The sequence below is a fragment of the Nonomuraea sp. NPDC052129 genome, assembly GCF_040680095.1.
In the GTDB taxonomy this organism is placed as follows: Bacteria; Actinomycetota; Actinomycetes; order Streptosporangiales; family Streptosporangiaceae; genus Nonomuraea.
In genome coordinates, this window is the sequence record NZ_JBFAVX010000004.1 from 447,088 (window position 1) to 467,224 (window position 20,137).

Genomic DNA, 20,137 nt, shown 5'->3' on the forward strand with positions numbered 1-20,137 from the left:
TGGATGTTGTTGCGGTCGACGCCCGCGCGCCGTTACTCGACACTGAGCTACCACCTTGTGACCACAAAAAGTAGCGATGGTCACTCAGCGCGCCCGCCGACCCGGTCCGGCAACTGGCGTGAGCGACCCGTCTCATCCGCGGTACGACAATGCTTGATCAGATTTGGCGGCGGCTGCGGTAGGCGGCGGTCTTGGCGCGAGCCGTACATGCCGCGCTGCAGAAACGGCGCGAGGCGTTGCGGGTCAGGTCGATGTAGACCGCATCGCACTGGCGTGCCGCGCACTGTCCGAAGCGGTCAGGGCCGTAGCCATCCACGATGAGGGCCAGCGCCGTGGCGAACTCGCCGCCCAGGGCCTCCACCTCGGTGCCGTCCGAACCGTGGAAGTGCAGATGGAACGGCTGACCGACATCCTCGACCAGATACGGCTGCGCGCCGTACCTGCGGATCATGGCGTTGATGCCGGCGGCCTGGTCCGCTGGACGCTCAGCCAGCAGTACCTGCCGCAGCTCGATGGCCAGCTCGGCCAGGTGCCGCCCCGAGTCTGGCACCGCGCGCAGGGCCACGCCCGTACGGTCACCGAACTGAGCGGCGAACGTCGTCGCAAGGTCCTCACCTGTCAGTGGCTGCACCGAGGCGCCGCCTCGCCAGCGCGCCGTGGCCAGATTGACCAGCTCGGCGATCAGCGGAGCCTGCCGGGTTACGTTACAGGCTATTTCCACTTGACCAGTAACTCCCTTTCCGTGTGTCATAGGCAAAATTCGGTTAGATGGTAACGGAGTCGCCATGCTCGCGCACTACCGCCGCCTGCTCGCCCATCCAGGCGTCCCCCACCTGCTCGTCGCCGGGCTCATCGTCAAACTGGGCACGCCCGTGCTGAGCCTCGCCCTGCTGCTGGCCGCCGTCGACCGGCTCGGCTCCTACGCCACCGCCGGGCTCGTGCTCACCGGCCACGCGCTGGCCCTGGCCATGTGCGCGCCGCTCGGCGGGCGCATCGCCGACCGGTATGGCCCGCGCACGGCCCTGACCGGCTATCTGGCCGCCCACGCCCTGGCCTACACTCTCCTCCTGCTCGCCCCGCCTGCCCTGATGATCGGCGCCGCCGTACTGCTCGGCGCCACCACCCCGCCCGCCGGATCAGTCGTCAGAGGCGCCTGGCCACGCCTCGTCCCCGCCACCTCGCTGCCCGCCGCCTACGCGGTCGACAACGCTGTCAACGAGCTGACGTTCATCGTCGGCCCCCTGCTCGTGCCGGTCCTGACCCTGGCCGTTCCGGCCCACGGCGTGGTGGCAGCCGCCGGCGCCGCCATCCTTCTCGGCACCGCGCTGCTCCTGGCCTCCCCTGCGATACGGCAGGCGGCCCCCACCCCGCCGGTCAGATTCAGCCTGGCCGGGCCGCTCACCCACCGGCCTACCCTCCTGCTACTGACTATCGCCGCCTTCGGCACCTTCACCTTCGGGTGCCTGCGCATCGCCACGGTCGCCTCGGCCACCACCTTCGCCTCGGCCTCCTCCGCCGGCGTCCTGATGGGCCTGCTGTCGGCCGGCGCCCTCCTCGGCACCCTCGGGTACGGCGCGCGGGCCTGGCCCATCACCGGCGGGCGCCTGCTCGTCCCACTCTCGCTCGCAGAGGCCGCCATCCTGCTCGGCGGGGGCTGGGCACCCGGCTTCGTGACGCTCGCCATACTGATCACTTTGGTCGGGCTCGTGACCGGGCCGCGCGACGCCGTCGTACCAGCCCTTCTCGCCGACCACGCCCCCACCCACTACCGCACCGAGGTCTTCGCCTGGCTCAACACCTTCACCTGGACCGGCTACGGCCTGGGCACCGCCGTCGCCGGCCAGCTCACCGGCCCTCACGACACCGGCACCACCGCCTTCGGCATGGCCGCCGCCGCAGCCGTGGCATGCGCGATCCTGTCAGCCGCCGCCAACCGGATCGCCTCGCCCTTGCCGACGCCCGCCGCGGCGCCAACCGAAAGTCCTTCCCACGAATCTGATCACGTAGCTGACAACTGAGACCCAGATGGAGGCTGCGGGTGTGTCGAACCCCGGGGCCGCAGCCCTACCACCAGGTGGCTACCGACTTACCGCCTGATCAATACATCACTTCCGGGGCCGCGCCATAGATGAAGATGGGGGCGGCCGACTGTACCGGGTCACCACAGCGATCACCGAGACGCTACCGGCCGTCCGATCATGGGTAGCTTGGGGGCCATCGGTATGCCGTGGGCGAAGCGTGCGGCGGAGCCGTGCCCTAGAAGGGCGTCCGAGCGGAGCGAGGCCCTTCAGGGGTCGGGCCCTCGGCCCGACTGGGAGCAACGTCTGCCCCCGAAGCGCGAAGCGCCCACCCGCGAAGCCCTTTGTGCCCGAAGTGGCCGGGCAAAGGCTAATAAGCGGGTGGGCGCTAAATGGTCAGCGCTGGGTAGGCGCGACGACTACCTCGACGCGCTGGAACTCCTTGATGTCCGAGTAGCCCGTCGAAGCCATCGTCCGCTTCAACGCCCCCATCAGGTTCATGGACCCGTCGGCCACGCTGGACGGCCCGTGCAGGATCTGCTCCAGGCTGCCCACCGTGTCGAATGCCACCCGCCGGCCCCGGGGCAGGTCCGGGTGGTGTGCCTCCGAGCCCCAGTGGAAGCCATGGCCGGGGGCCTCCGTCGCGCGGGCGAGCGGGGAGCCGACCATGACCGCGTCGGCGCCGCAGGCGATGGCCTTGGCGATGTCGCCCGAGGTGCCCATGCCGCCGTCGGCGATCACGTGGACGTAGCGGCCGCCTGATTCGTCCATGTAGTCGCGGCGGGCGGCGGCGACGTCGGAGATCGCGGTGGCCATCGGTACGGCCACGCCCAGCACGTTGCGGGTGGTGTGGGAGGCGCCGCCGCCGAAGCCGACCAGGACGCCCGCCGCGCCGGTGCGCATGAGGTGCAGGGCGGCCGTATAGGTGGCGCAGCCGCCCACGATGACCGGCACGTCGAGCTCGTAGATGAACTGCTTGAGGTTCAGCGGCTCGGCCCGGCCCGAGACGTGCTCGGCCGAGACCGTGGTGCCGCGGATGACGAAGATGTCCACGCCCGCGTCGATGACGGCCTTGTGATACTGCACCGTACGCTGCGGAGACAGGCGGACCGCCGTGGTCACGCCGGACTCCCGGATCTCCGCGATCCGGCGGCCGATCAGCTCTTCCTTGATCGGCGCCGTGTAGATCTCCTGCAGCCGCTTGGTCGCGGCCTCGGCGTCGAGCGAGGCGCACTCCTCCAGCAGCGGCGACGGGTCGTCGTAGCGGGTCCAGAGCCCTTCGAGGTCGAGGGGCGCCAGGCCGCCGAGGCGGCCGATCTCGATCGCGGTGGCGGGCGAGACCACGCTGTCCATGGGGGCGACGACCACGGGTAGTTCGAACCGGTAAGCGTCAATCTGCCAGGCGATCGAGACCTCCTCCGGGTCACGAGTGCGCCGGGAGGGTACGAGGCCGATCTCGTCGAGCGCGTAGGCCCGGCGACCGGTCTTGCCCCGGCCGATCTCCACCTGCTGAGTCATGTCTTACCTTCTGTGATAGTTCGGGGCTTCCACGGTCATCTGAATGTCGTGGGGATGGCTCTCCGTGAGTCCCGCCGCCGTGATCGGCATGAGCTCACAGTCGGTGTGCATCTGCGTGATCGTGCGGCAGCCGGCGTACCACATGCCCTGGCGCAGGCCGCCGACGAGCTGGTGGGCGACCGCCGCGACCGGTCCCCGGAAGGGGACCTGGCCTTCGATGCCCTCGGGGATGTATTTGTCCTCGCCGCCGATGTCGGCCTGCGCGTAGCGGTCCTTGCTGAAGGACATGCCGCCGCGCTCGCGGTTGCGGACCGCGCCGAGCGAGCCCATCCCCCGGTACGACTTGAACTGCTTGCCGTTGATGAAGATCAGCTCACCGGGCGACTCCTCGCAGCCGGCCAGCAGCGAGCCGAGCATGACCGTGTCGGCGCCGGCGGCGATGGCCTTGACGATGTCGCCGGAGTATTGCAGGCCGCCGTCGCCGATGACCGGCACACCGGCCGGCCCGCACGCCAGCGACGCCTGGTAGATGGCGGTGACCTGCGGCGCGCCCACGCCGGCCACGACGCGGGTGGTGCAGATGGAGCCGGGGCCCACGCCGACCTTGACCGCGTCGGCGCCCGCGTCGACGAGCATCTGGGCGCCCGCCCTGGTCGCGATGTTGCCGCCGATGACGTCGACCTTGCTGTTGGCCTTGAGCTTGGCGACCATGTCGGCCAGGCCCTTGGAGTGGCCGTGCGCGACGTCGACCACGACCACGTCGACGCCCGCCTCGATCAGCGCCTTGGCCCGCAGCTCCGCGTCACCGCCGACGCCCACGGCGGCGCCGACGACCAAGCGGCCGTCCGCGTCCTTAGTGGCCAGCGGATATTGCTCGCTCTTGGTGAAGTCTTTAACCGTGATCAGACCGCGCAGCCGGCCGTCGGGATCGACCAGGGGCAGCTTCTCGATCTTGTTGTGCCGCAGCAGCTCGAACGCGCCGTCACGCGACACCCCCACCGGGGCGGTGACCAGCGGCATCGGGGTCATGACCTCACGCACCGGCCGCGACTGGTCGGTCTCGAAGCGCATGTCGCGGTTGGTCACGATGCCGACGAGCACGCCGGACAGGTCGGTGACGGGCACCCCGGAGATCCGGTATGTCGCGCACAGCCGCTCCACGTCGGCCAGGGTGTCGTCGGGAGTGCAGGTGACCGGGTTGGTGACCATCCCGGCCTCGGACCGTTTGACCAGGTCGACCTGCTGGGCCTGCTCCTCCACCGACAGGTTGCGGTGCAGGATGCCGATGCCGCCCTGGCGGGCCATGGCGACTGCCATGCGAGCCTCGGTGACCGTGTCCATCGCGGCGGAGACCAGCGGGATCGACAGGTTGATGCCGCGCGACAGGCGTGAACCTGTGTCCGCGTCACCAGGTTGCAGGTCTGAATAGCTTGGGACGAGCAACACGTCGTCGAAGGTCAGACCCGTCTCGGTGAACTTGGACATGCTGCGGCCCCTCCTGCCGATGCTGATGAGGCAAGTCTAGGGCCTAGATGCAAAACGTCCCGAGGCCGGGAGCACGATGACCCCCACGGCCCGTCGTACCCCCGGCATCCCAAAGAGCCGGAGGATGGGGCGGTCGGTGATCCGCCCCATCCTCCGGCCACCGACATCCGGGCGGAAGCGCATAAAGCGCCACCGAACCCCCCTCCGCGTCCTGATGGCAAGCGCTGCCAGCTCAAGTGGATGCCGACGCTGGGTTAAGCCTGCGTTACTCATCGGCACACCGCAATGTGAAAACGTGCAATTGCACGAAGCTGCACATGTGGCCAAGGAGTCCACGCAAGGAGCGGACAAGGACGTATCGCCGAGTTATTCTCACGACACGCCCGTGTCCCCCCTACGGAGCCCCTTATATGCGTAGCGAGTCCCACGCCCTGTCCGACCCTCTCGCGGACGCTCCCCTCGCGACGCTGGGCCTCGACCCGGCCCAGACCGCGCTTTACACGGCGGTGCTACGCCTGCACAGGGCCACGCGTACCGAACTGGCCGAGGCCATGGACGGTTCCGTCGACAAGGTGAGCAGACAGCTCGACGATCTCGTCAGGCTCGGGGTGATCGACGAGCAATCGGGCGAATACCTCGCCCGGCACCCCGCCGCCGCGCTCGGCCGGCTGATCGCCGAGCGCCTCGACCGGCTGGCCGAGGAGAGCAGGCGCATCGACTCCGCCCTCGGCTCGATCCGAGGGCTGATCCGCGACTACGACGTGGGGCATGACTACCAGAACGGCGCGTTCCGGGTTGAGATGGTGAGCGGGGCCGACGTGCTCTACGAGAGCGTGGTTGGCATGGCGGTGCAGTCCCAGTCCCCGCCGATGCACTTACTCACCGCCATTCCCGACGAGCGGACGATGGCGGACTTCGTCCGAAAATTTGCCGATCCTTGGATCGATGCACAGCAGCGGAAACTCCTGAACGTGCGGGCCGTCATCCCGGTCTCCACACTGACCCTGCCCGGCGTACGCGACCAGCTGACCAGACTGCTGGCGGCCGGAGGGACCGTACGCACGCTGGACCGGGTGCCGAGCTGGTTCATGACCGCCGGGCCCGACGCCGCCGGCCTGCCCGCGCTGTGGGGCGGCAACCTGCCCGACCACGCCTACAACTTCTACCTGGTACGGACGCCGATCGTCGTGGGCATGCTCCGGTCGCTCTTCGAGGAGCTGTGGGGCCGGGCCGTACCCCTGCCCTGGGGTCGCCGGGGCGAGGGCGTGGTGCAGGTGCTGCGGCTCGCGGCGCAGGGCATGTGCGACGACTCGATAGCCCGCCAGCTCGGTGTCTCCGTGCGCACGGTACGGGCCAGGTTTGCCGACGCCATGGTTCAGCTTGGCGCGCAATCACGCTTTCACGCAGGTGTGGAGGCCGCCCGGCGTGGATGGCTGAGCTAATCACCACCGCGGTGGCCGCATCGGTCATATGGTGGGAAGGTGCTGGAAGACGTCCCCCGCGACCCGTTCGCGGACGACCCGAACGACCCTTCCTCAGCGATGGGCGAGCTCGACGACGCCGAACCGCTGACCGCCTCCGAGCGCGACGAGGCCATTACCGACCTGGCCGACGTCGAGGTCTTCCGCTCCTTGTTAGAGCAGCAGGGAGTGCTGGGCCTGGTGCTCGACTGCCCGGAATGCGGCGAGCAGCACTTCTTCGACTGGGAGCTGCTGCGCGGCAATCTGCGCCAGATGATCGACAAAGGCCAGCCCCAGATGCACGAGCCGGCCTTTCATCCTGACCCTGCCGACTACGTGACCTGGGAATACGCCAGAGGCTACGTCGACGGTGTCATCGACACCGAGGAGCGCCGCTGATCCACGTCGTCCAGCAGCGCGGCGAGCAGCCGCGCGGCCGGATCGCGTGAATCTGGCAACTCGCCGCGGGCCAGCACGTCGAGGAGCGCGTCAGTCTGCTCCTCCGGCGTCAAGCCGACTCCAGTTCGGCCATCTGCCGCAGCCTCGCCAGCGCTCGATGCTGGGCAACACGGACCGCACCTGGTGACATACCGAGTACATTACCGGTCTCCTCCGCCGACAGTCCCGACACCACCCGCAACAACAGCAACTCGCGCTGGTTGTCGGGAAGTCTGGCGAGCAGCCTGCGGGCGTACTCCACCTCGATGTAGCGGACCACCGTCTCCTCGGGCCCCGGTCCGTCGTCCGGCCCATCCGGTAGATCCTGAGTCGGTACGGCCGAGCGGACCGAACTCCGCAACGCGTCGGCCACCTTGTGCGAGGCGATACCGAAGACGAAGGAGGCGAAAGGCCGTCCCATGTCGCGGTATCGCGGCAGCGCGGACAGGACCGCGATGCACACCTCCTGGGCTACGTCATCGGCAATGTGATATTGCCCTGAAACCCTGCCCAGCCTGGCGCGGCAATAGCGCACCACCATCGGACGCAACTCGCCGAGCAGGGATTCGATCGCACTGCGATCTCCCTGTACGGCGAGGCTCGTCAGTTCCCTTAGGTCGGAGTCATCCGTCCGTGCCGGAAGTCTCGACGCGAGCCTTACCCCAATTTTGGCGTCGGCGACGCTTCCCTCGCTCACGTTAGGCATGATGCCCGCACTGATCGGGCCTGTCGTCATCGCGAACGGCTACGGATTGGTCACATTGACGCGGCGATAACGGGCAGTAATCGACCGGCAACACTAAGCCTTTATTGCGGAAGAATATTTCATCCCATAACCCCAAATGTGCAGAAATTGCCAGACGCCTAGACGCTTAAGCCACACATCCGGTTTACCCGAATAAACCACTTTCCCGGTTCATCACCCTTCGCTCACTCTCTCAGGAGCTTCGCCTAGATTGCCCGTATGTCATATGCCATACATGGCTTTGCGGGGGTACGAGGCCAGGGGTACACCGGAGAAAGCACACGACCCGCACCTGGAATCAGGCGCGGGTCGGGTGAGGACGGAACGGCTCAGTGGCCGTGGCCGTGACCGTGGCCCTGGCCGGCGGCGGCCGGCTCCTCCTCCGGCTTCTCGACGACGAGCGCCTCGGTGGTGAGGAGCATGCCGGCGATCGACGCGGCGTTCTGGACGGCCGAACGGGTGACCTTGACCGGGTCGATGACGCCCTGGTCCAGCAGGTTGCCGTACTCGCCCGTGGCGGCGTTGAGGCCGTTGCCCGCCGACAGCTCCGAGACCTTGTGGGTGACCACGTAGCCCTCGAGACCGGCGTTCTCGGCGATCCAGCGCGTCGGCTCGACCAGTGAGCGGCGGACGATGGCGACACCGGTCGCCTCGTCGCCCGTCAGGCCCAGGTCGTCGAGGTCCTTGGCGACGTGGATCAGCGCGGAGCCACCGCCGGAGACGATGCCCTCCTCGATCGCGGCGCGCGTAGCGGAGATCGCGTCCTCGAGGCGGTGCTTCTTCTCCTTGAGCTCCACCTCGGTGGCGGCGCCGACGCGCAGCACGCACACGCCGCCGGCCAGCTTCGCAAGGCGCTCCTGCAGCTTCTCGCGGTCCCAGTCGGAGTCAGACTGCTCGATGGCAATCTTGATCTCCTTGACCCGGTCCTCGATCGCCTGCTGGTCGCCGCCGCCGTCGACGATGGTCGTGTTGTCCTTCGTCACGACGATGCGGCGGGCGTTGCCGAGCACCTCAAGGCCGACGTTCTCGAGCTTGAGGCCGACCTCCTCGCTCACGACCTGGCCACCGGTGAGGATGGCGATGTCCTGCAGCATGGCCTTGCGGCGGTCGCCGAAGCCCGGAGCCTTGACGGCGACCGAGGTGAACGTGCCGCGGATCTTGTTGGTGACCAGGACGGCCAGGGCTTCGCCCTCGACGTCCTCGGCGACCACGAGCAGCGGCTTCTTGGTCTGCGCGATCTGCTCGAGCAGCGGCAGGAAGTCGGAGATCGAGGAGATCTTGCCCTGGGTGAGCAGGATGTAGGCGTCTTCGAGGACGGCCTCCATGCGCTCGGGGTCGGTCACCATGTAGGCCGACAGGTAGCCCTTGTCGAACTGCATGCCCTCGGTGAACTCGAGCTCCATGCCCATGGCGTTGGACTCTTCGACGGTGAGAACACCGTCCTTGCCCACCTTGTCGAACGCCTCGGCGATCAGGTCGCCGATCTTGGCGTCCTGAGCGGAGATGGTCGCGACGTTCGCGATCTCCTTCTTGTCCTCGACCGGGCGCGCGCTGGCCAGCAGCTTGTCGCTGATCGCCTTGGCGGCCTTGTCGATGCCGCGCTTCAGCGACAGCGGCGAGGCGCCGGCGGCCACGTTGCGCAGGCCCTCGCGGACCATCGCCTGAGCCAGGACGGTCGCGGTGGTGGTGCCGTCACCAGCGACGTCGTTGGTCTTGGTGGCGACTTCCTTGGCGAGCTGGGCGCCGAGGTTCTCGTAGCGCTCCTCCAGCTCGATCTCACGAGCGATGGTCACGCCGTCGTTCGTGATCGTCGGAGCACCGAACTTCTTGTCGATGACGACGTTGCGGCCACGGGGGCCGAGGGTTACCTTCACGGCGTCCGCGAGGGCGTTGACGCCACGCTCAAGCGCGCGGCGTGCGTCCTCGTCGAACGCTAGGATCTTCGCCATGCTGAAAGTCCTCTCCTAGCGTCGAAAGCCCCGGCCGCACGCGCTCAGAGGAGACGCGCGCCCGGGGCCTGACGCATCCGGCTTACTTCTCGATGATCGCGAGAACGTCGCGGGCGGAGAGCACGAGGTACTCCTCGCCGCCGTACTTGACCTCAGTGCCGCCGTACTTGCTGTAGAGGACGATGTCGCCCTCAGCGACGTCGAGCGGAATACGCTTGTCGCCGTCCTCATCCCAGTTGCCCGGGCCCACCGCGAGGACCTTGCCCTCTTGCGGCTTCTCCTTGGCGGTGTCAGGAATGACCAGGCCGGAAGCGGTCGTCTGCTCGGCCTCAAGCGGCTGAACCACGATGCGGTCGCCGAGCGGCTTAACGGGAACCTTGGTGGCGGTCGTCACGATCGGACCTCCCCTTCAGATTTGAATGATCTAGAAGAGGCGACCAGCGGGGCCTGCCGTCGCGGGTGTCAGACCTGCCTCGTCGCACGTTGGCACTCTCAAGGGGAGAGTGCCAACAGGAAACATATGCAAGAGGGGCTTGACAGTCAACACGAACGCGTCTGCTCAGAGCGATAAGGCCCAAGAGCTTGCCCAAGGTTGAGGGTAATTGGGGTGACACGCACTGTTGGCGCAGGGCAGACGTGCCCGTCCACCTGCCACCGTACGCGCACACCGGCAGGCTGGAGTGCGGCGGGGAGACGCTAACGTCGGGTGACGTGGATCTCGACGCCTTCACCGAGTTGCTCACCCCGCGCGGGCAGCGCGCACTCGACGAGGCCGTCGAGGTGGTGGGCGCCGATCCGGTGATCGCGGCGACGAGGCTCCGCAGGTCGTACGACGCCGACCTCACTTCGGCCGCCCTCACCCAGGCGGCGCTGCGCGAGCGCGCCAAGGCGAAGTTCGGCGCCGACGCGGCCCACATGTACTTCACTCCGCACGGTCTGGAGCAGGCCACCCGAGCCGAGGTCGGCGCCCACCGGGCTCACCGCCTGGCCGGACCCGCCGGCGGGACGCGGGTCGTGGACGTCTGCTGCGGCATCGGCGGCGACTTCCTCGCCCTGGCCCGCGCCGGTTGCGTCGTGGACGCCGTGGACCTCGACCCGCTGACCGTCGCCGTCGCCCGAGCCAACGCGGAGGCGCTCGGGCTCGCGGATCGGGTCACCGTACGCCAGGCGGACGCCGCGACGGTCTCGCCGGAGGACTACGACTGGCTGTTCGCCGACCCCGCCCGCCGGACGAGCCGGGGCAGGACGTTCGACCCCATGGCCTACTCGCCGCCGTGGCCGGTCGTGCTCGACCTGGTCGCCAGGGCTCGGCGGGCCTGCTTGAAGGTGGCTCCGGGCATCCCGTACGAGTTCATCCCGGGCGAAGCCGAAGCCGAGTGGGTGTCGTACAAGGGCGAGGTGAAGGAGGCAGCCCTCTGGACCGGCCCCACCGAGAGGCCGGCGCAAGCCGAAGAGCCGACGCGAGCCGAGGGGCCGGTGCGAGGCGAGGGGCCGGTGCGAGGCGAGGGGCCGGTGCGAGGCGAGGGGCCGGTGCGAGGCGAGGGGCCGGTGCGAGGCGAGGGGCCGGTGCGGCGGGCGACGTTGCTGCCCGGCGGCGAGACGCTCGTCGCCCGCGGGGCCGAGGCGCCGACCGGCCCCGTCGGTCGCTTCGTGTACGAACCCGACGGGGCCGCGATCCGCGCGCACCTCGTCGGGGAGGTCGCCGAGATGGTCGGCGGCCGTCTCCCCGACCCGATGATCGCCTACATCACCGGCGACGAACCGCTGGACACCCCATGGGCCGCGCGTTACACGGTGGAAGAAGTGCTGCCTTTCTCTCTGAAGCGCCTCCGCGCCACCCTTCGCGAGCGGCAAGTCGGAAATGTCGTCATCAAGAAGCGAGCCTCGGCGGTCGACATCGAACGGCTCAGAAATGACCTGCGACTTTCGGGTGACAAATCTGCGGTAATCATACTTACCCGCATCATGGATAAGCCTTCCGTCCTGATTTGCCACCCATCTCCACCTGCACAAATGGCAAACTAGGGCATTATCGGGCCAACCCCGATCTTTTACTTCGCTCCTGACGGATCTTGATCGAGCGGCTAAGGTGAGCACGCGGGAGTCCTCCCCCTTTGGCGGTTAGCCGCGTTCTCGTTTCATCTGCAAACCGGACCTGTCCCACCGCTGCGCGGCAGACCGTCGGCGAGCGAAGGAGCCTTTCGGTGGATCACGCCAACCACACCACCCTTCTACAGGCAGGCGGCGATTCCGCCATCTCCGAAAGGATGCGGGACCTGCTCGCGCGTGCGTCCCAGGACCACGTCTACGAGCAGCGGACCCAGGGTGCCGTCCTCGACGAGATCCGCCAGCGCCTTGAGGGTATGGAGTGGCTGCTCCGGGAGGTTCGCGAGCGGGAGCTGGGGGGTCTGAGCGGCACGCTCGAGACGGTGAGCGGACGGCTTGACGACATCGCGGCCAAGCCGCCGATGTGGGCGGAGGGTCTGGCCCAGCATGTCGAGGCGGTACGCGACCACGTTGACGCCGTCGGCGAGCAGGTGGGCACCGTTGACGCGCATGTGGAGTCGGTTCACCAGCGGGTCGCCCCGGTGGCGGAGTTGCCAGGGCTCTGGGCCGAGGTCGGCACCGTCGGTGACAACGTGGACGAGGTGCTCAAGAAGCTGCAGGCGGTCCTCGACTTCACGGAGGGCATCACCAAGCGGATGAGCGACCTGGGCGTCAGGCTGGGTCACCTCAACACGGGCATGGAGGCCGCCGCCGGCCGCTTCAGCCGCATCGACAAGTCGCTCGCCGAGCTGACCGCCCGTACGGACCGCATCGAAGGCGCGCTGCTGGAGCTGCCCGACAGCTTCGACGGCAAGCTCGCCGCCAACGCCGAGCAGCTCGACGGCAAGCTCACCGCCACCGCCGAGCAGATGACCGAACAGCTGGACGGCAAGCTCGACGCGGCCACCGACCAGCTCGACAGCAGGCTCACCGCAGCCGCCCACCAGCTCGGCGGCAAGCTCACCGCGGCCACGGACCGGCTCGTCGCCCAGGTGGACGGCACCGAGCAGCGCCTCTCCGTACGCCTGGGCGAGACCGAGGACCTACTGACCGACCTGGACCAGCGGCTCACCGGCCGCCTGGACAGGACCGAGCAGAGCCTGACCACGCACCTCGACCGGGCCGAAAAGGGGCTCACCGCCCGTCTGGGCGAGTCCGAGCAGGGCCTGGCCGACCGCCTCGACGAGGCCGAGCAGGCGCTGACCGCCCGGCTCCACGAAACAGGGCAGACCCTGACCGAACACCTGGACGACACCCGGCAGAGCGCGGCAAGCCGCCTCGACCAGACCGAGCAGCGCCTGGCGGGCCGCCTCGACGAGAGCGAGCAGCGCGTGGCGGGCCGCCTCGACGAGAGCGAGCAGCGCGTGGCCGGGCGCCTAGACGGCGTCGACGGCAAGCTCCTCGACGTCCACAGCGCCCTCGACAGCCGGCTCGGCGGCGTCGACGAGCACCTGACCACGGTCAGCGGCCATCTGACCACCGTGAACGGCCACCTGTCCCGCCACGACAACCGCTTCGACACGCTCGACGGCCGCGTCGACGGCCACTTCATCCGGCTCGACGAACGCCTGGCCGCCGCCGACCGCCACCTCATCGACTCCGCCACCCGCAACGAGGGCCGCTTCAACCAGCTCGACAACGGCATGGACACGCTCGACGAACGCCTGGGCGAGGTGGAGGAGCGGGTGACCACCCGCTTCGATGGTCTCGGCACCCAGCTCAACGGTGTGGAGACCCACCTGACCGGCCTCGCCCAGCGCGCCGAGCAGGCCGGCGAGCACCTCGAAGCCGTCGACGACCGGATCGAGGCCGTCAACCAGCGCATCGGTCAGCTGCCCGCGACGCTCAGCATCGGCGAGCGGGTGGGCGAACTCCTCGACTCCCAGACCACCCACCAGGGCGAGCGCCTGGCCGCCGCCGCAGCGGTGCTCACGGAGCTGGTCGCGGCGCGCCCCGACCGCACCGAGCTCACCCAGACGGTGACCGACATCGTCGAACCCGCCACCACCGACCTCACCAGGCGTCTGGGCGCTCTGGAGGAGACCATGCTCGCCCTCGCCGAGGCCCTCCTTCGCCCTACGCGAAAAGACTGATCTACCCGTCCGACACAGCCATGGCGCGCGACCCAACGCGAGCAGGTCGACGCACATGTGCAAGTTTGTCCGGGTTGACCAGCGCATACAGCCCGCCCACCCGAGTGCCCGTCTCGTCCGGTTCCACGGTGAGCGCGACCCGGACCTGGCCCCCGGCCAGCAGCAGGAACGTCGGCCCAGCCGTCCAGAGGAGGTCCAGGTCCACGTACCTGGGCCCGATGCCCATGAGTACGCGGGACACCCGGTCCGAGCCGTGAATCGGGCGTAGGGACGCGTGCACGCGGCCACCGCCGTCGTTCCACATGGTGACGTCCGGAGACAGCACCGCCAGCAGGTCGGCGAGGCTGCCGCCCGCCATCGCCGCGACGAAGCGCTCCGCCACCTCGCGCGCCACCCGGGGGTCGGCAGGGTAGCGCGGGCGGCGGGAGCGGACGTGTTCGCGGGCCCGGCGGGCGAGCTGGCGCGCCGCCGCCGGTGTGCGGTCGAGGATGCGGGCGATCTCGGCGTGCTCGAACCCGAACGCCTCCCGCAGCACGAACGCCGCCCGTTCCAGAGGCGACAGCGTCTCCAGTACGACCAGCAGGCCCGTGGTGACGTTCTCAGCGGCCGTCACCGGGTAGTCGGCGGTCACCAGCGGCTCGGGCAGCCACGGGCCGGTGTAGTCCTCTCTGGCGGCGCGCAGGCCGCGCAGCCGCTCCAGGGACAGCCGGACGGCGATGCGGATCAGGTAGGCCCGCGGATTGCCCACCTGGGCCAGGTCGACACCGGCCCAGCGCAGCCAGGTGTCCTGCACGACGTCCTCGGCGTCCGCCACGCTGCCGAGCATGTCGTAGGCCAGCGTGAACAGCAGGCTCCGGTGCTCCCCGAACACCGCCTCAGCATCGGCCACGGTCCCTCCAGGTCCCCCGGCGATCTCCGAGGGACGGTTTCGGCCCACCGTAACGGGCACGTGGACCAGACGCGCAACGGGCACCTGGGCCACATGCGTAAGGGCCGGTGGGCCACATGGCAGCTCGGCATGTCACATCCGGCACCCCGCCACGCATCCGTTGCACGAGGACACCACCACACGACAAGGGAGCAGGCATGAAGGTACTTCTGGCAGGAGCCACCGGCACCGTCGGCACCGAGCTGATCCCCCAGTTGCTCGCCGCCGGCCATGAGGTGCTCGGCCTCACCCGTTCCGAGCGGGGCGCCGCCAAACTGGCGGAGGCGGGCTCGACGGGCCTGGTCGCGGACATGATGGACCGCGACGCCCTGCTCGCCGCGGTGAAGGGCCACCAGGCCGACGCGGTGATGCACCAGGCCACGGCGATCACCGGCCTGCCGCTGTTCCACCGCCAGCTGTATCCGACGGGCGCGCTGCGCGACCGGGGCACGGCCAACCTGATCGCGGCCGCCAAGGAGGTCGGCGCGCGCCGCTTCGTCACGCAGTCGTTCTTCCTCGGGTACGGCTACCGCGACCACGGCCCGGAGCCGGTGACCGAGGACCGGCCGTTCGCCGAGCCCGCCAGGGGCCCTTTCGGCGTGCACATGAGGACGATTCGGGCCAACGAGGAGCAGGTGTTCAACACGCCGGGCATCGACGGCGTCTCCCTGCGCTACGGCCTGTTCTACGGCCCCGAGGTGACGACGCGGAAGATGATGGCCATGGCGCGGCGGCGAATGCTGCCGGAGGTCCACCCGGCCAGCGTCATCTCGCTCGTGCACGTCCATGACGCCGCCTCGGCCGCCGTCGCCGCGCTGGACCGGGGCGGGGCCGGGCGGGCGTACAACATCGCGGACGACGAGCCGGTGAGCTTCGACGCATATGTCCGGGCGCTGGCCGAGGCGGCGAACGCGCCCGCACCGCTTCGGGTGCCCGGCTGGCTGCTGCGGCCGACGCCGTACATCCACGCCTTCATGACCGGCGTACGCATCCGGCTCTCCAGCGACCGCGCGAAACAGGAACTCGGCTGGACCCCCGCCTACCCCACCTATCGCGCGGGACTCAAACGTGAACGGTCGTGATCGGCATCGACGAGTCGGCGGGGATGTCCAGCGTCGACGGGGTGATGCCCGCTGCGACCAGGTCGGAGCCCAGGGCGGCGACCATGGCGCCGTTGTCGGTGCACAGTCCGGGCCGGGGCACGCGCAGGCGTACGCCCGCCGCGTCGCACCGCTCCTGGGCCAGGGCGCGCAGCCGGGAGTTGGCCGCGACGCCCCCGCCGATCAGCAGGTCACGCACCTCGTACTTGCGGCAGGCCTGGAGTGCCTTGCGGGTCAGCACGTCGACCACGGCCTCCTGGAAGGAGGCCGCCACGTCGGGTACGTGAATGGACTCACCGGCCGACTCGCGGGCCTCCACCCAGCGCGCCACGGCGGTCTTCAGCCCGGAGAAGGAGAAGTCGAGCGTGCCGTCGTCGATCTTGCCCCGGGGGAAGGCGACGGCCGTGCCCGACCCGGAGGTGGCGGCCTTGTCGATGTGCGGGCCACCGGGGAACGGCAGGCCGAGCACCCGCGCCACCTTGTCGAACGCCTCCCCGGCCGCGTCGTCGACGGTGGAGCCGAGCGAGATCACGTCTTCGGCCACATCGGGCACGAGCAGCAGCGACGAGTGGCCGCCCGAGACCAGCAGGGCGATGCACGGTTTGGGCAGCGGGCCGTGTTCGAGCTGGTCGACGGCGACGTGGGCGGCCAGGTGGTTGACGCCGTAGAGGGGCACGCCGAGGCCGAGCGAGTAGGACTTGGCCGCGGCGACGCCGACGAGCAGCGCCCCGGCCAGCCCGGGACCGGCGGTGACGGCTATCGCGTCGATGTCGGAGAACTTCAGTCCGGCCTGCGCCAGCGCGGCCTCCACCGTCGGCGTCATCGCCTCCAGGTGGGCGCGCGAGGCGACCTCCGGCACGACGCCGCCGAACCTCGCGTGCTCTTCCATGCTGGAGGCGATGGTGTTGGCCAGCAGCGTGTGACCCCTGACGATGCCGATGCCGGTCTCGTCGCAGGACGTCTCAATGCCCAGAACCAGCGGTGCGTCAGCCATCCAGCTTCCTTCTCATCATGATCGCGTCGGTGCCGTCGTCGTAGTAGCGGCGGCGCCGGCCGATCACCTCGAACTCGAAGTGCTCGTAGACGCCCCGCGCCTGCGGGTTGTCGGCCCGTACTTCCAGGAAGATCTCCCGCACCGCGCGCCGACCGGCCTCGGCCAGCAGCTCCGCCAGCATCGCGCCGCCGATGCCGGTGCCCTGGTGCGGTTGGACGACCGCGATGGTCTGGACGTCGGCCTGGTCGGCCGCGGCGGCCAGGCCCGCGTAGCCGACGATCTCCTGGCCGACGAGGGCCACCACGTAGTGCCTGGTCCGCGGCTGGTCGGCCAGCTCGCCGCGGAGCATGGCCTCGCTCCACGCGTCGAGCGGAAAGGTGTCGCGCTCGATCGCCATGACCGCCGGCAGGTCGGCCTCGGTCATCTGCCGGAGCCGCACGTCCACCTGCCGGGGTTTCACGCCGTCACCCTCTTGGGGGCGCCGGGCACCACCGCGTCGGGCCGCCGCAGGTAGATCGGGCGCGGCGGGCCGAGCGGCTCCCCGGCCGCGATGCGCTCGGCCGCCAGGGCGGCCAGGAATCCGGCATAGGGGTACGGCGGCGCGTCGGATTGCCCCAGGATGTCGGGGTAGAGCCCGGCACCGGCACCCACCACGGGCAGACCCTCCACCGGCACCTCGGCGGGCCGGTCGACGAACGGCCCGTCGAGCCGGGTGCGCGCGTCGGAGTAGCGGGCCCAGAACACCTCCTTGCGCCGCGCGTCGGTGGCGACCAGGAACGGCTCGGCGAGCCCGCTGCCGTAGGCGACGGCGTCGAGGGTGCAGATGCCGTACGCGGGGACGGCCAGCGTGGTGGCGAGCCCCTGCGCGGTCATCAGCCCGACGCGCAGCCCGGTGTAGGGGCCCGGTCCGCTGCCCGCCACGACGGCGGTGACCTCGGACAGGGCGGCACCCGCCTCGCGCAGCACGGTCTCGATGGTGGGGATGAGCAGCTCACCGTGTCGCCGGGCGTCGATCGTCGTCGACTCGGCGAGGACACGCCGCCCGTCGTGGAGCGCGGCCGTGACGGCGGGCGTCGCGGTATCAAAGGCCAGGACCAGCACGACTGTTTAGCCTACCCGCCCGCCGGGTCACGCCCAGCCGGTGCGCTGTTTCAGCCAGTCGAGCGACACGACGCCCTGCGCCCGCTGGAACGCCCTGAGCGTGGGCAGGCCGGGTGGCGGCGGCTGCCGGCCCTGCCGTACCAGGTAGCCGGTGAACGCGGCGATCACCGCCGTGGCGGCGGGATCGGGGTCGGGGAAGAGCTCCTGCGGTGGCGGGCCGCCCTGCATGGCGACCGAGGGCAGCATGGCCAGGGAGTCGAACCAGGCCGCGCCGACGCAGGCCCACGGCCAGTCGACCACGTAGACGCGCTCCTCGGTGAGCAGCAGGTTGTCGGCCCGCAGGTCGGCGTGGAGCAGCGTGTCGCCGGCGGCGGCCGCGGCCCAGCCGGACTCCAGCTCGACCAGCGCGCCGAGGTGGCGCAGCGCCCACGGATCGAGACCGGTGGTGTCCTCCCCGAGCAGCTTGCGCCAGCCCCGGAACGCCTCGCCGAACACCTCCGCGACCGGCGGCGCCTCGATCGGGGCGGGCGTGAGCGCGGCCGACATGCGCCGCACGGCCGCCATCACCCGGTCGAGCTCGGCGCGGCGCCAGGGCAGCTCGGGGTGGCGGCCCTCGACGTCCTCGAAGACGAGCACCACCCAGCCCTCGATCTTGAAGGAGGTCAGCAGCCGAGGCGCGGGCACGGTCGCGGGAAGGGCGGCGGCGATTCTGCGTTCGGCCTGGTAGAGGCGGACGCTGTCAGGGTTCGGCTCTGGGCCGACGGCCTTGACGAAGACGCGCCGGCCGTTCGCGGCGCGCAGTCGTACGGCCGCCGCGGGCGAGAACCCGCCCGTCTGCGTCACGGCCTCGGTCACGGGCGCGCCGAGGAACTCCTCGACGGCCGCGCGGGCCGCAGGATGCACCTCCGGCCAGGGAACGCGCGTGCCCGACGCGGGCGGATCGGTCTCCTCGCTCACGCTCTGGAAGCGTAGACGATGATGTTGTCGACGTATTCGCCCTTGGCGTAGTCGAACTTGCCGCCGCAGGTCACCAGCTTGAGGCCGTCCTCGATGTACACCCGCTTGGCGGGGAAGTGGTCCTTCGACACCTGCTCGACCGAGTCGACCTTGTACTTGACGACCTTGCCGTCACTCCGCTCGACCTTGACGATCTCGCCCTTGCGTACCTGCCTGAGCTTGAAGAACACCGCCGGGGCCGTCTTGGTGTCGACGTGGCCGATGATGACCGAGGCGCCCTTGTCGCCGGGCACCGCGCTGCCGGTGTACCAGCCGGCCATCTTGGGCTTCTCGTACGGCGGCAGCTCGACCTCGCCGTCCTTGCTCAGGCCGAGCTTCATCAGCGGCGCCTCGACCTCGATCGACGGGATGTCGATGCTCTCGGGCACGACGGAGCCGGCCGACTTGGTGGTCGCCTGATAGGACCTGCCGAACGCGACCAGCACCAGGCCGGTGACGGCGCCCGCGATGACCACCCGTCCAGGGCGGGCCATCGACTAGCCCCGGACGCGGCGCTTGATCAGCAGCCCGGCCGCCGCCAGCACGGCCGCGCCGACCAGTACGCCGCCGACCGGCATCCCCGAACCCTCGTCCACGTCCTTGCCGAAGGTGCCGCCGCCGCCCGCTCTGGGCGCCTTCGTGGGCGCCTTGGTGGAGCTGTCGTCGGAGGTGTCAGCGGTCGCGCTGACGACGCGCAGGGTGGCCTTGCCGGTGTCGTTGGTGCCGTCGCACTTGACCTCGACCGGGTAGTTGCCGCGCTTGACCGTGCCCGACACCTGCGCCTCGCCGCGTACCCACGGGTTGCCGGCCGCGGTGCCGGTCGGGGCGGGCGTGGCCGTCGAGGACGTCGGCGCGGTGGTCAGCGACACGCCGTTGATGAACGCCTTGGACGTGGCGGTGCCGGTGTGCGCGGGGCCGCCGCTGGGGACGGGGCAATTGGCTAAGATCCACACCTTCGAGGTCTCACCCGCGGTGACCTTGGCGGGGCTGAGCTCGACCAGGATGGGTTTCCTGGTCACGGTGGCGGTCGGCGTGGCGCTGACCGAGCCGGTGGCCGAGGCCGAGGGTGTGGGAGTAGATGAGGTCTGCGCGGAGGCCGAGCAGCCGACCGCACCGATCATGACGATTGCTCCCGCGTACGCGACTCGCCTGACCCTGAGCACCGCCGCACCCCACTCCGCGCCGTCCTGCACCAAGCATCCACCAAAAAAGTGGACGCCGCCCCTCCTGATACCCAGAATTTCTGGGCGAATCCCTTACCAATGA

20 protein-coding genes are annotated in these 20,137 nt (G+C 69.8%); 6 read left to right on the forward strand and 14 right to left on the reverse strand.

Translation table 11 applies throughout. The features are described from left to right. Nucleotides 1-157: 157 nt before the first annotated feature. Nucleotides 158-721 (reverse strand): CGNR zinc finger domain-containing protein, encoded by a 564-nt coding sequence (locus AB0L53_RS13390; RefSeq protein WP_363993163.1) that lies wholly within the window; start codon nucleotides 719-721, stop codon nucleotides 158-160. A 64-nt stretch (nucleotides 722-785) separates the two neighbouring features. Between AB0L53_RS13390 and AB0L53_RS13395 the strand changes: the two genes are divergently transcribed. Continuing rightward, the gene (locus AB0L53_RS13395; protein WP_363993164.1) at nucleotides 786-2,018 is read left to right on the forward strand and encodes an MFS transporter; all 1,233 of its coding nucleotides are present in this window, start codon (nucleotides 786-788) and stop codon (nucleotides 2,016-2,018) included. 396 nt (nucleotides 2,019-2,414) lie between these two features. On the opposite strand, the gene AB0L53_RS13400 is transcribed toward AB0L53_RS13395, so the two are convergent. Continuing rightward, a complete protein-coding gene (locus AB0L53_RS13400) occupies nucleotides 2,415-3,536 on the reverse strand; it encodes a GuaB3 family IMP dehydrogenase-related protein (protein WP_357948283.1) in 1,122 nt (373 codons plus the stop codon). A gap of 3 nt (nucleotides 3,537-3,539) precedes the next feature. Beyond that, a complete protein-coding gene (gene guaB / locus AB0L53_RS13405) occupies nucleotides 3,540-5,021 on the reverse strand; it encodes an IMP dehydrogenase (protein ID WP_357948280.1) in 1,482 nt (493 codons plus the stop codon). A gap of 410 nt (nucleotides 5,022-5,431) precedes the next feature. Here guaB and AB0L53_RS13410 point away from each other — a divergent pair, with 410 nt between their 5' ends. After that, nucleotides 5,432-6,463 carry a LuxR C-terminal-related transcriptional regulator gene (locus tag AB0L53_RS13410; RefSeq protein WP_363993165.1) on the forward strand — a complete coding sequence of 344 codons (1,032 nt, stop codon included), beginning with the start codon at nucleotides 5,432-5,434 and terminating at the stop codon, nucleotides 6,461-6,463. 39 nt (nucleotides 6,464-6,502) lie between these two features. Beyond that, a complete protein-coding gene (locus tag AB0L53_RS13415; RefSeq protein WP_225293853.1) occupies nucleotides 6,503-6,880 on the forward strand; it encodes a DUF5319 domain-containing protein in 378 nt (125 codons plus the stop codon). On the opposite strand, the gene AB0L53_RS13420 is transcribed toward AB0L53_RS13415, so the two are convergent. The 4 genes from AB0L53_RS13420 to groES form a co-directional block, all read right to left on the reverse strand. After that, complete coding sequence (locus tag AB0L53_RS13420; RefSeq protein ID WP_357650738.1) at nucleotides 6,841-6,993, reverse strand: hypothetical protein; 153 nt, start codon at nucleotides 6,991-6,993, stop codon at nucleotides 6,841-6,843. The two genes, AB0L53_RS13415 and AB0L53_RS13420, sit on opposite strands and share 40 nt — an antisense overlap. Continuing rightward, nucleotides 6,990-7,625 carry a sigma-70 family RNA polymerase sigma factor gene (locus AB0L53_RS13425; RefSeq protein WP_363993208.1) on the reverse strand — a complete coding sequence of 212 codons (636 nt, stop codon included), beginning with the start codon at nucleotides 7,623-7,625 and terminating at the stop codon, nucleotides 6,990-6,992. The genes AB0L53_RS13420 and AB0L53_RS13425 overlap by 4 nt, the downstream gene beginning before the upstream one ends. A 368-nt stretch (nucleotides 7,626-7,993) precedes the next feature. Continuing rightward, nucleotides 7,994-9,613: a chaperonin GroEL gene (gene groL / locus AB0L53_RS13430; RefSeq protein WP_363993166.1), complete on the reverse strand. Its 1,620-nt coding sequence runs from the start codon at nucleotides 9,611-9,613 to the stop codon at nucleotides 7,994-7,996. Between the two features lie 82 nt (nucleotides 9,614-9,695). Next, nucleotides 9,696-10,010 carry a co-chaperone GroES gene (gene groES, locus AB0L53_RS13435; RefSeq protein ID WP_214633886.1) on the reverse strand — a complete coding sequence of 105 codons (315 nt, stop codon included), beginning with the start codon at nucleotides 10,008-10,010 and terminating at the stop codon, nucleotides 9,696-9,698. Nucleotides 10,011-10,324: 314 nt separating this feature from the next. Between groES and AB0L53_RS13440 the strand changes: the two genes are divergently transcribed. Both AB0L53_RS13440 and AB0L53_RS13445 read left to right on the forward strand, forming a co-directional pair. Next, the gene (locus tag AB0L53_RS13440) at nucleotides 10,325-11,638 is read left to right on the forward strand and encodes a class I SAM-dependent methyltransferase (RefSeq protein WP_363993167.1); all 1,314 of its coding nucleotides are present in this window, start codon (nucleotides 10,325-10,327) and stop codon (nucleotides 11,636-11,638) included. Nucleotides 11,639-11,817: 179 nt separating this feature from the next. Next, nucleotides 11,818-13,752, forward strand: a complete 1,935-nt coding sequence (locus tag AB0L53_RS13445; protein WP_363993168.1) for a hypothetical protein — start codon at nucleotides 11,818-11,820, stop codon at nucleotides 13,750-13,752. Nucleotide 13,753: 1 nt separating this feature from the next. Here the strand turns inward: AB0L53_RS13445 and sigJ are convergent, their stop codons facing one another. Then, on the reverse strand, nucleotides 13,754-14,641 hold the full coding sequence (gene sigJ / locus AB0L53_RS13450) for an RNA polymerase sigma factor SigJ (RefSeq protein WP_363993169.1): 888 nt from the start codon (nucleotides 14,639-14,641) through the stop codon (nucleotides 13,754-13,756). A 197-nt stretch (nucleotides 14,642-14,838) separates the two neighbouring features. Between sigJ and AB0L53_RS13455 the strand changes: the two genes are divergently transcribed. After that, nucleotides 14,839-15,762, forward strand: a complete 924-nt coding sequence (locus AB0L53_RS13455; protein WP_363993170.1) for an NAD(P)-dependent oxidoreductase — start codon at nucleotides 14,839-14,841, stop codon at nucleotides 15,760-15,762. Here AB0L53_RS13455 and tsaD read toward each other — a convergent pair. Genes tsaD through AB0L53_RS13485 form a run of 6 tightly spaced genes read right to left on the reverse strand, consistent with a single transcriptional unit; the run spans nucleotide 15,743 to nucleotide 20,064 of the window. After that, a complete protein-coding gene (gene tsaD, locus AB0L53_RS13460) occupies nucleotides 15,743-16,774 on the reverse strand; it encodes a tRNA (adenosine(37)-N6)-threonylcarbamoyltransferase complex transferase subunit TsaD (protein ID WP_363993171.1) in 1,032 nt (343 codons plus the stop codon). The two genes, AB0L53_RS13455 and tsaD, sit on opposite strands and share 20 nt — an antisense overlap. Next, the gene (gene rimI, locus AB0L53_RS13465; RefSeq protein ID WP_363993209.1) at nucleotides 16,767-17,198 is read right to left on the reverse strand and encodes a ribosomal protein S18-alanine N-acetyltransferase; all 432 of its coding nucleotides are present in this window, start codon (nucleotides 17,196-17,198) and stop codon (nucleotides 16,767-16,769) included. Before rimI ends, tsaD begins: the two co-directional genes overlap by 8 nt. A 32-nt stretch (nucleotides 17,199-17,230) precedes the next feature. After that, nucleotides 17,231-17,875 carry a tRNA (adenosine(37)-N6)-threonylcarbamoyltransferase complex dimerization subunit type 1 TsaB gene (tsaB, locus tag AB0L53_RS13470; protein ID WP_358553028.1) on the reverse strand — a complete coding sequence of 215 codons (645 nt, stop codon included), beginning with the start codon at nucleotides 17,873-17,875 and terminating at the stop codon, nucleotides 17,231-17,233. A gap of 27 nt (nucleotides 17,876-17,902) precedes the next feature. After that, nucleotides 17,903-18,832 (reverse strand): aminoglycoside phosphotransferase family protein, encoded by a 930-nt coding sequence (locus AB0L53_RS13475; protein WP_363993172.1) that lies wholly within the window; start codon nucleotides 18,830-18,832, stop codon nucleotides 17,903-17,905. After that, nucleotides 18,829-19,365 carry a class F sortase gene (locus AB0L53_RS13480; RefSeq protein ID WP_225293872.1) on the reverse strand — a complete coding sequence of 179 codons (537 nt, stop codon included), beginning with the start codon at nucleotides 19,363-19,365 and terminating at the stop codon, nucleotides 18,829-18,831. Before AB0L53_RS13480 ends, AB0L53_RS13475 begins: the two co-directional genes overlap by 4 nt. A 3-nt stretch (nucleotides 19,366-19,368) precedes the next feature. Beyond that, nucleotides 19,369-20,064: a hypothetical protein gene (locus AB0L53_RS13485; protein WP_363993173.1), complete on the reverse strand. Its 696-nt coding sequence runs from the start codon at nucleotides 20,062-20,064 to the stop codon at nucleotides 19,369-19,371. Nucleotides 20,065-20,137: the final 73 nt, after the last annotated feature.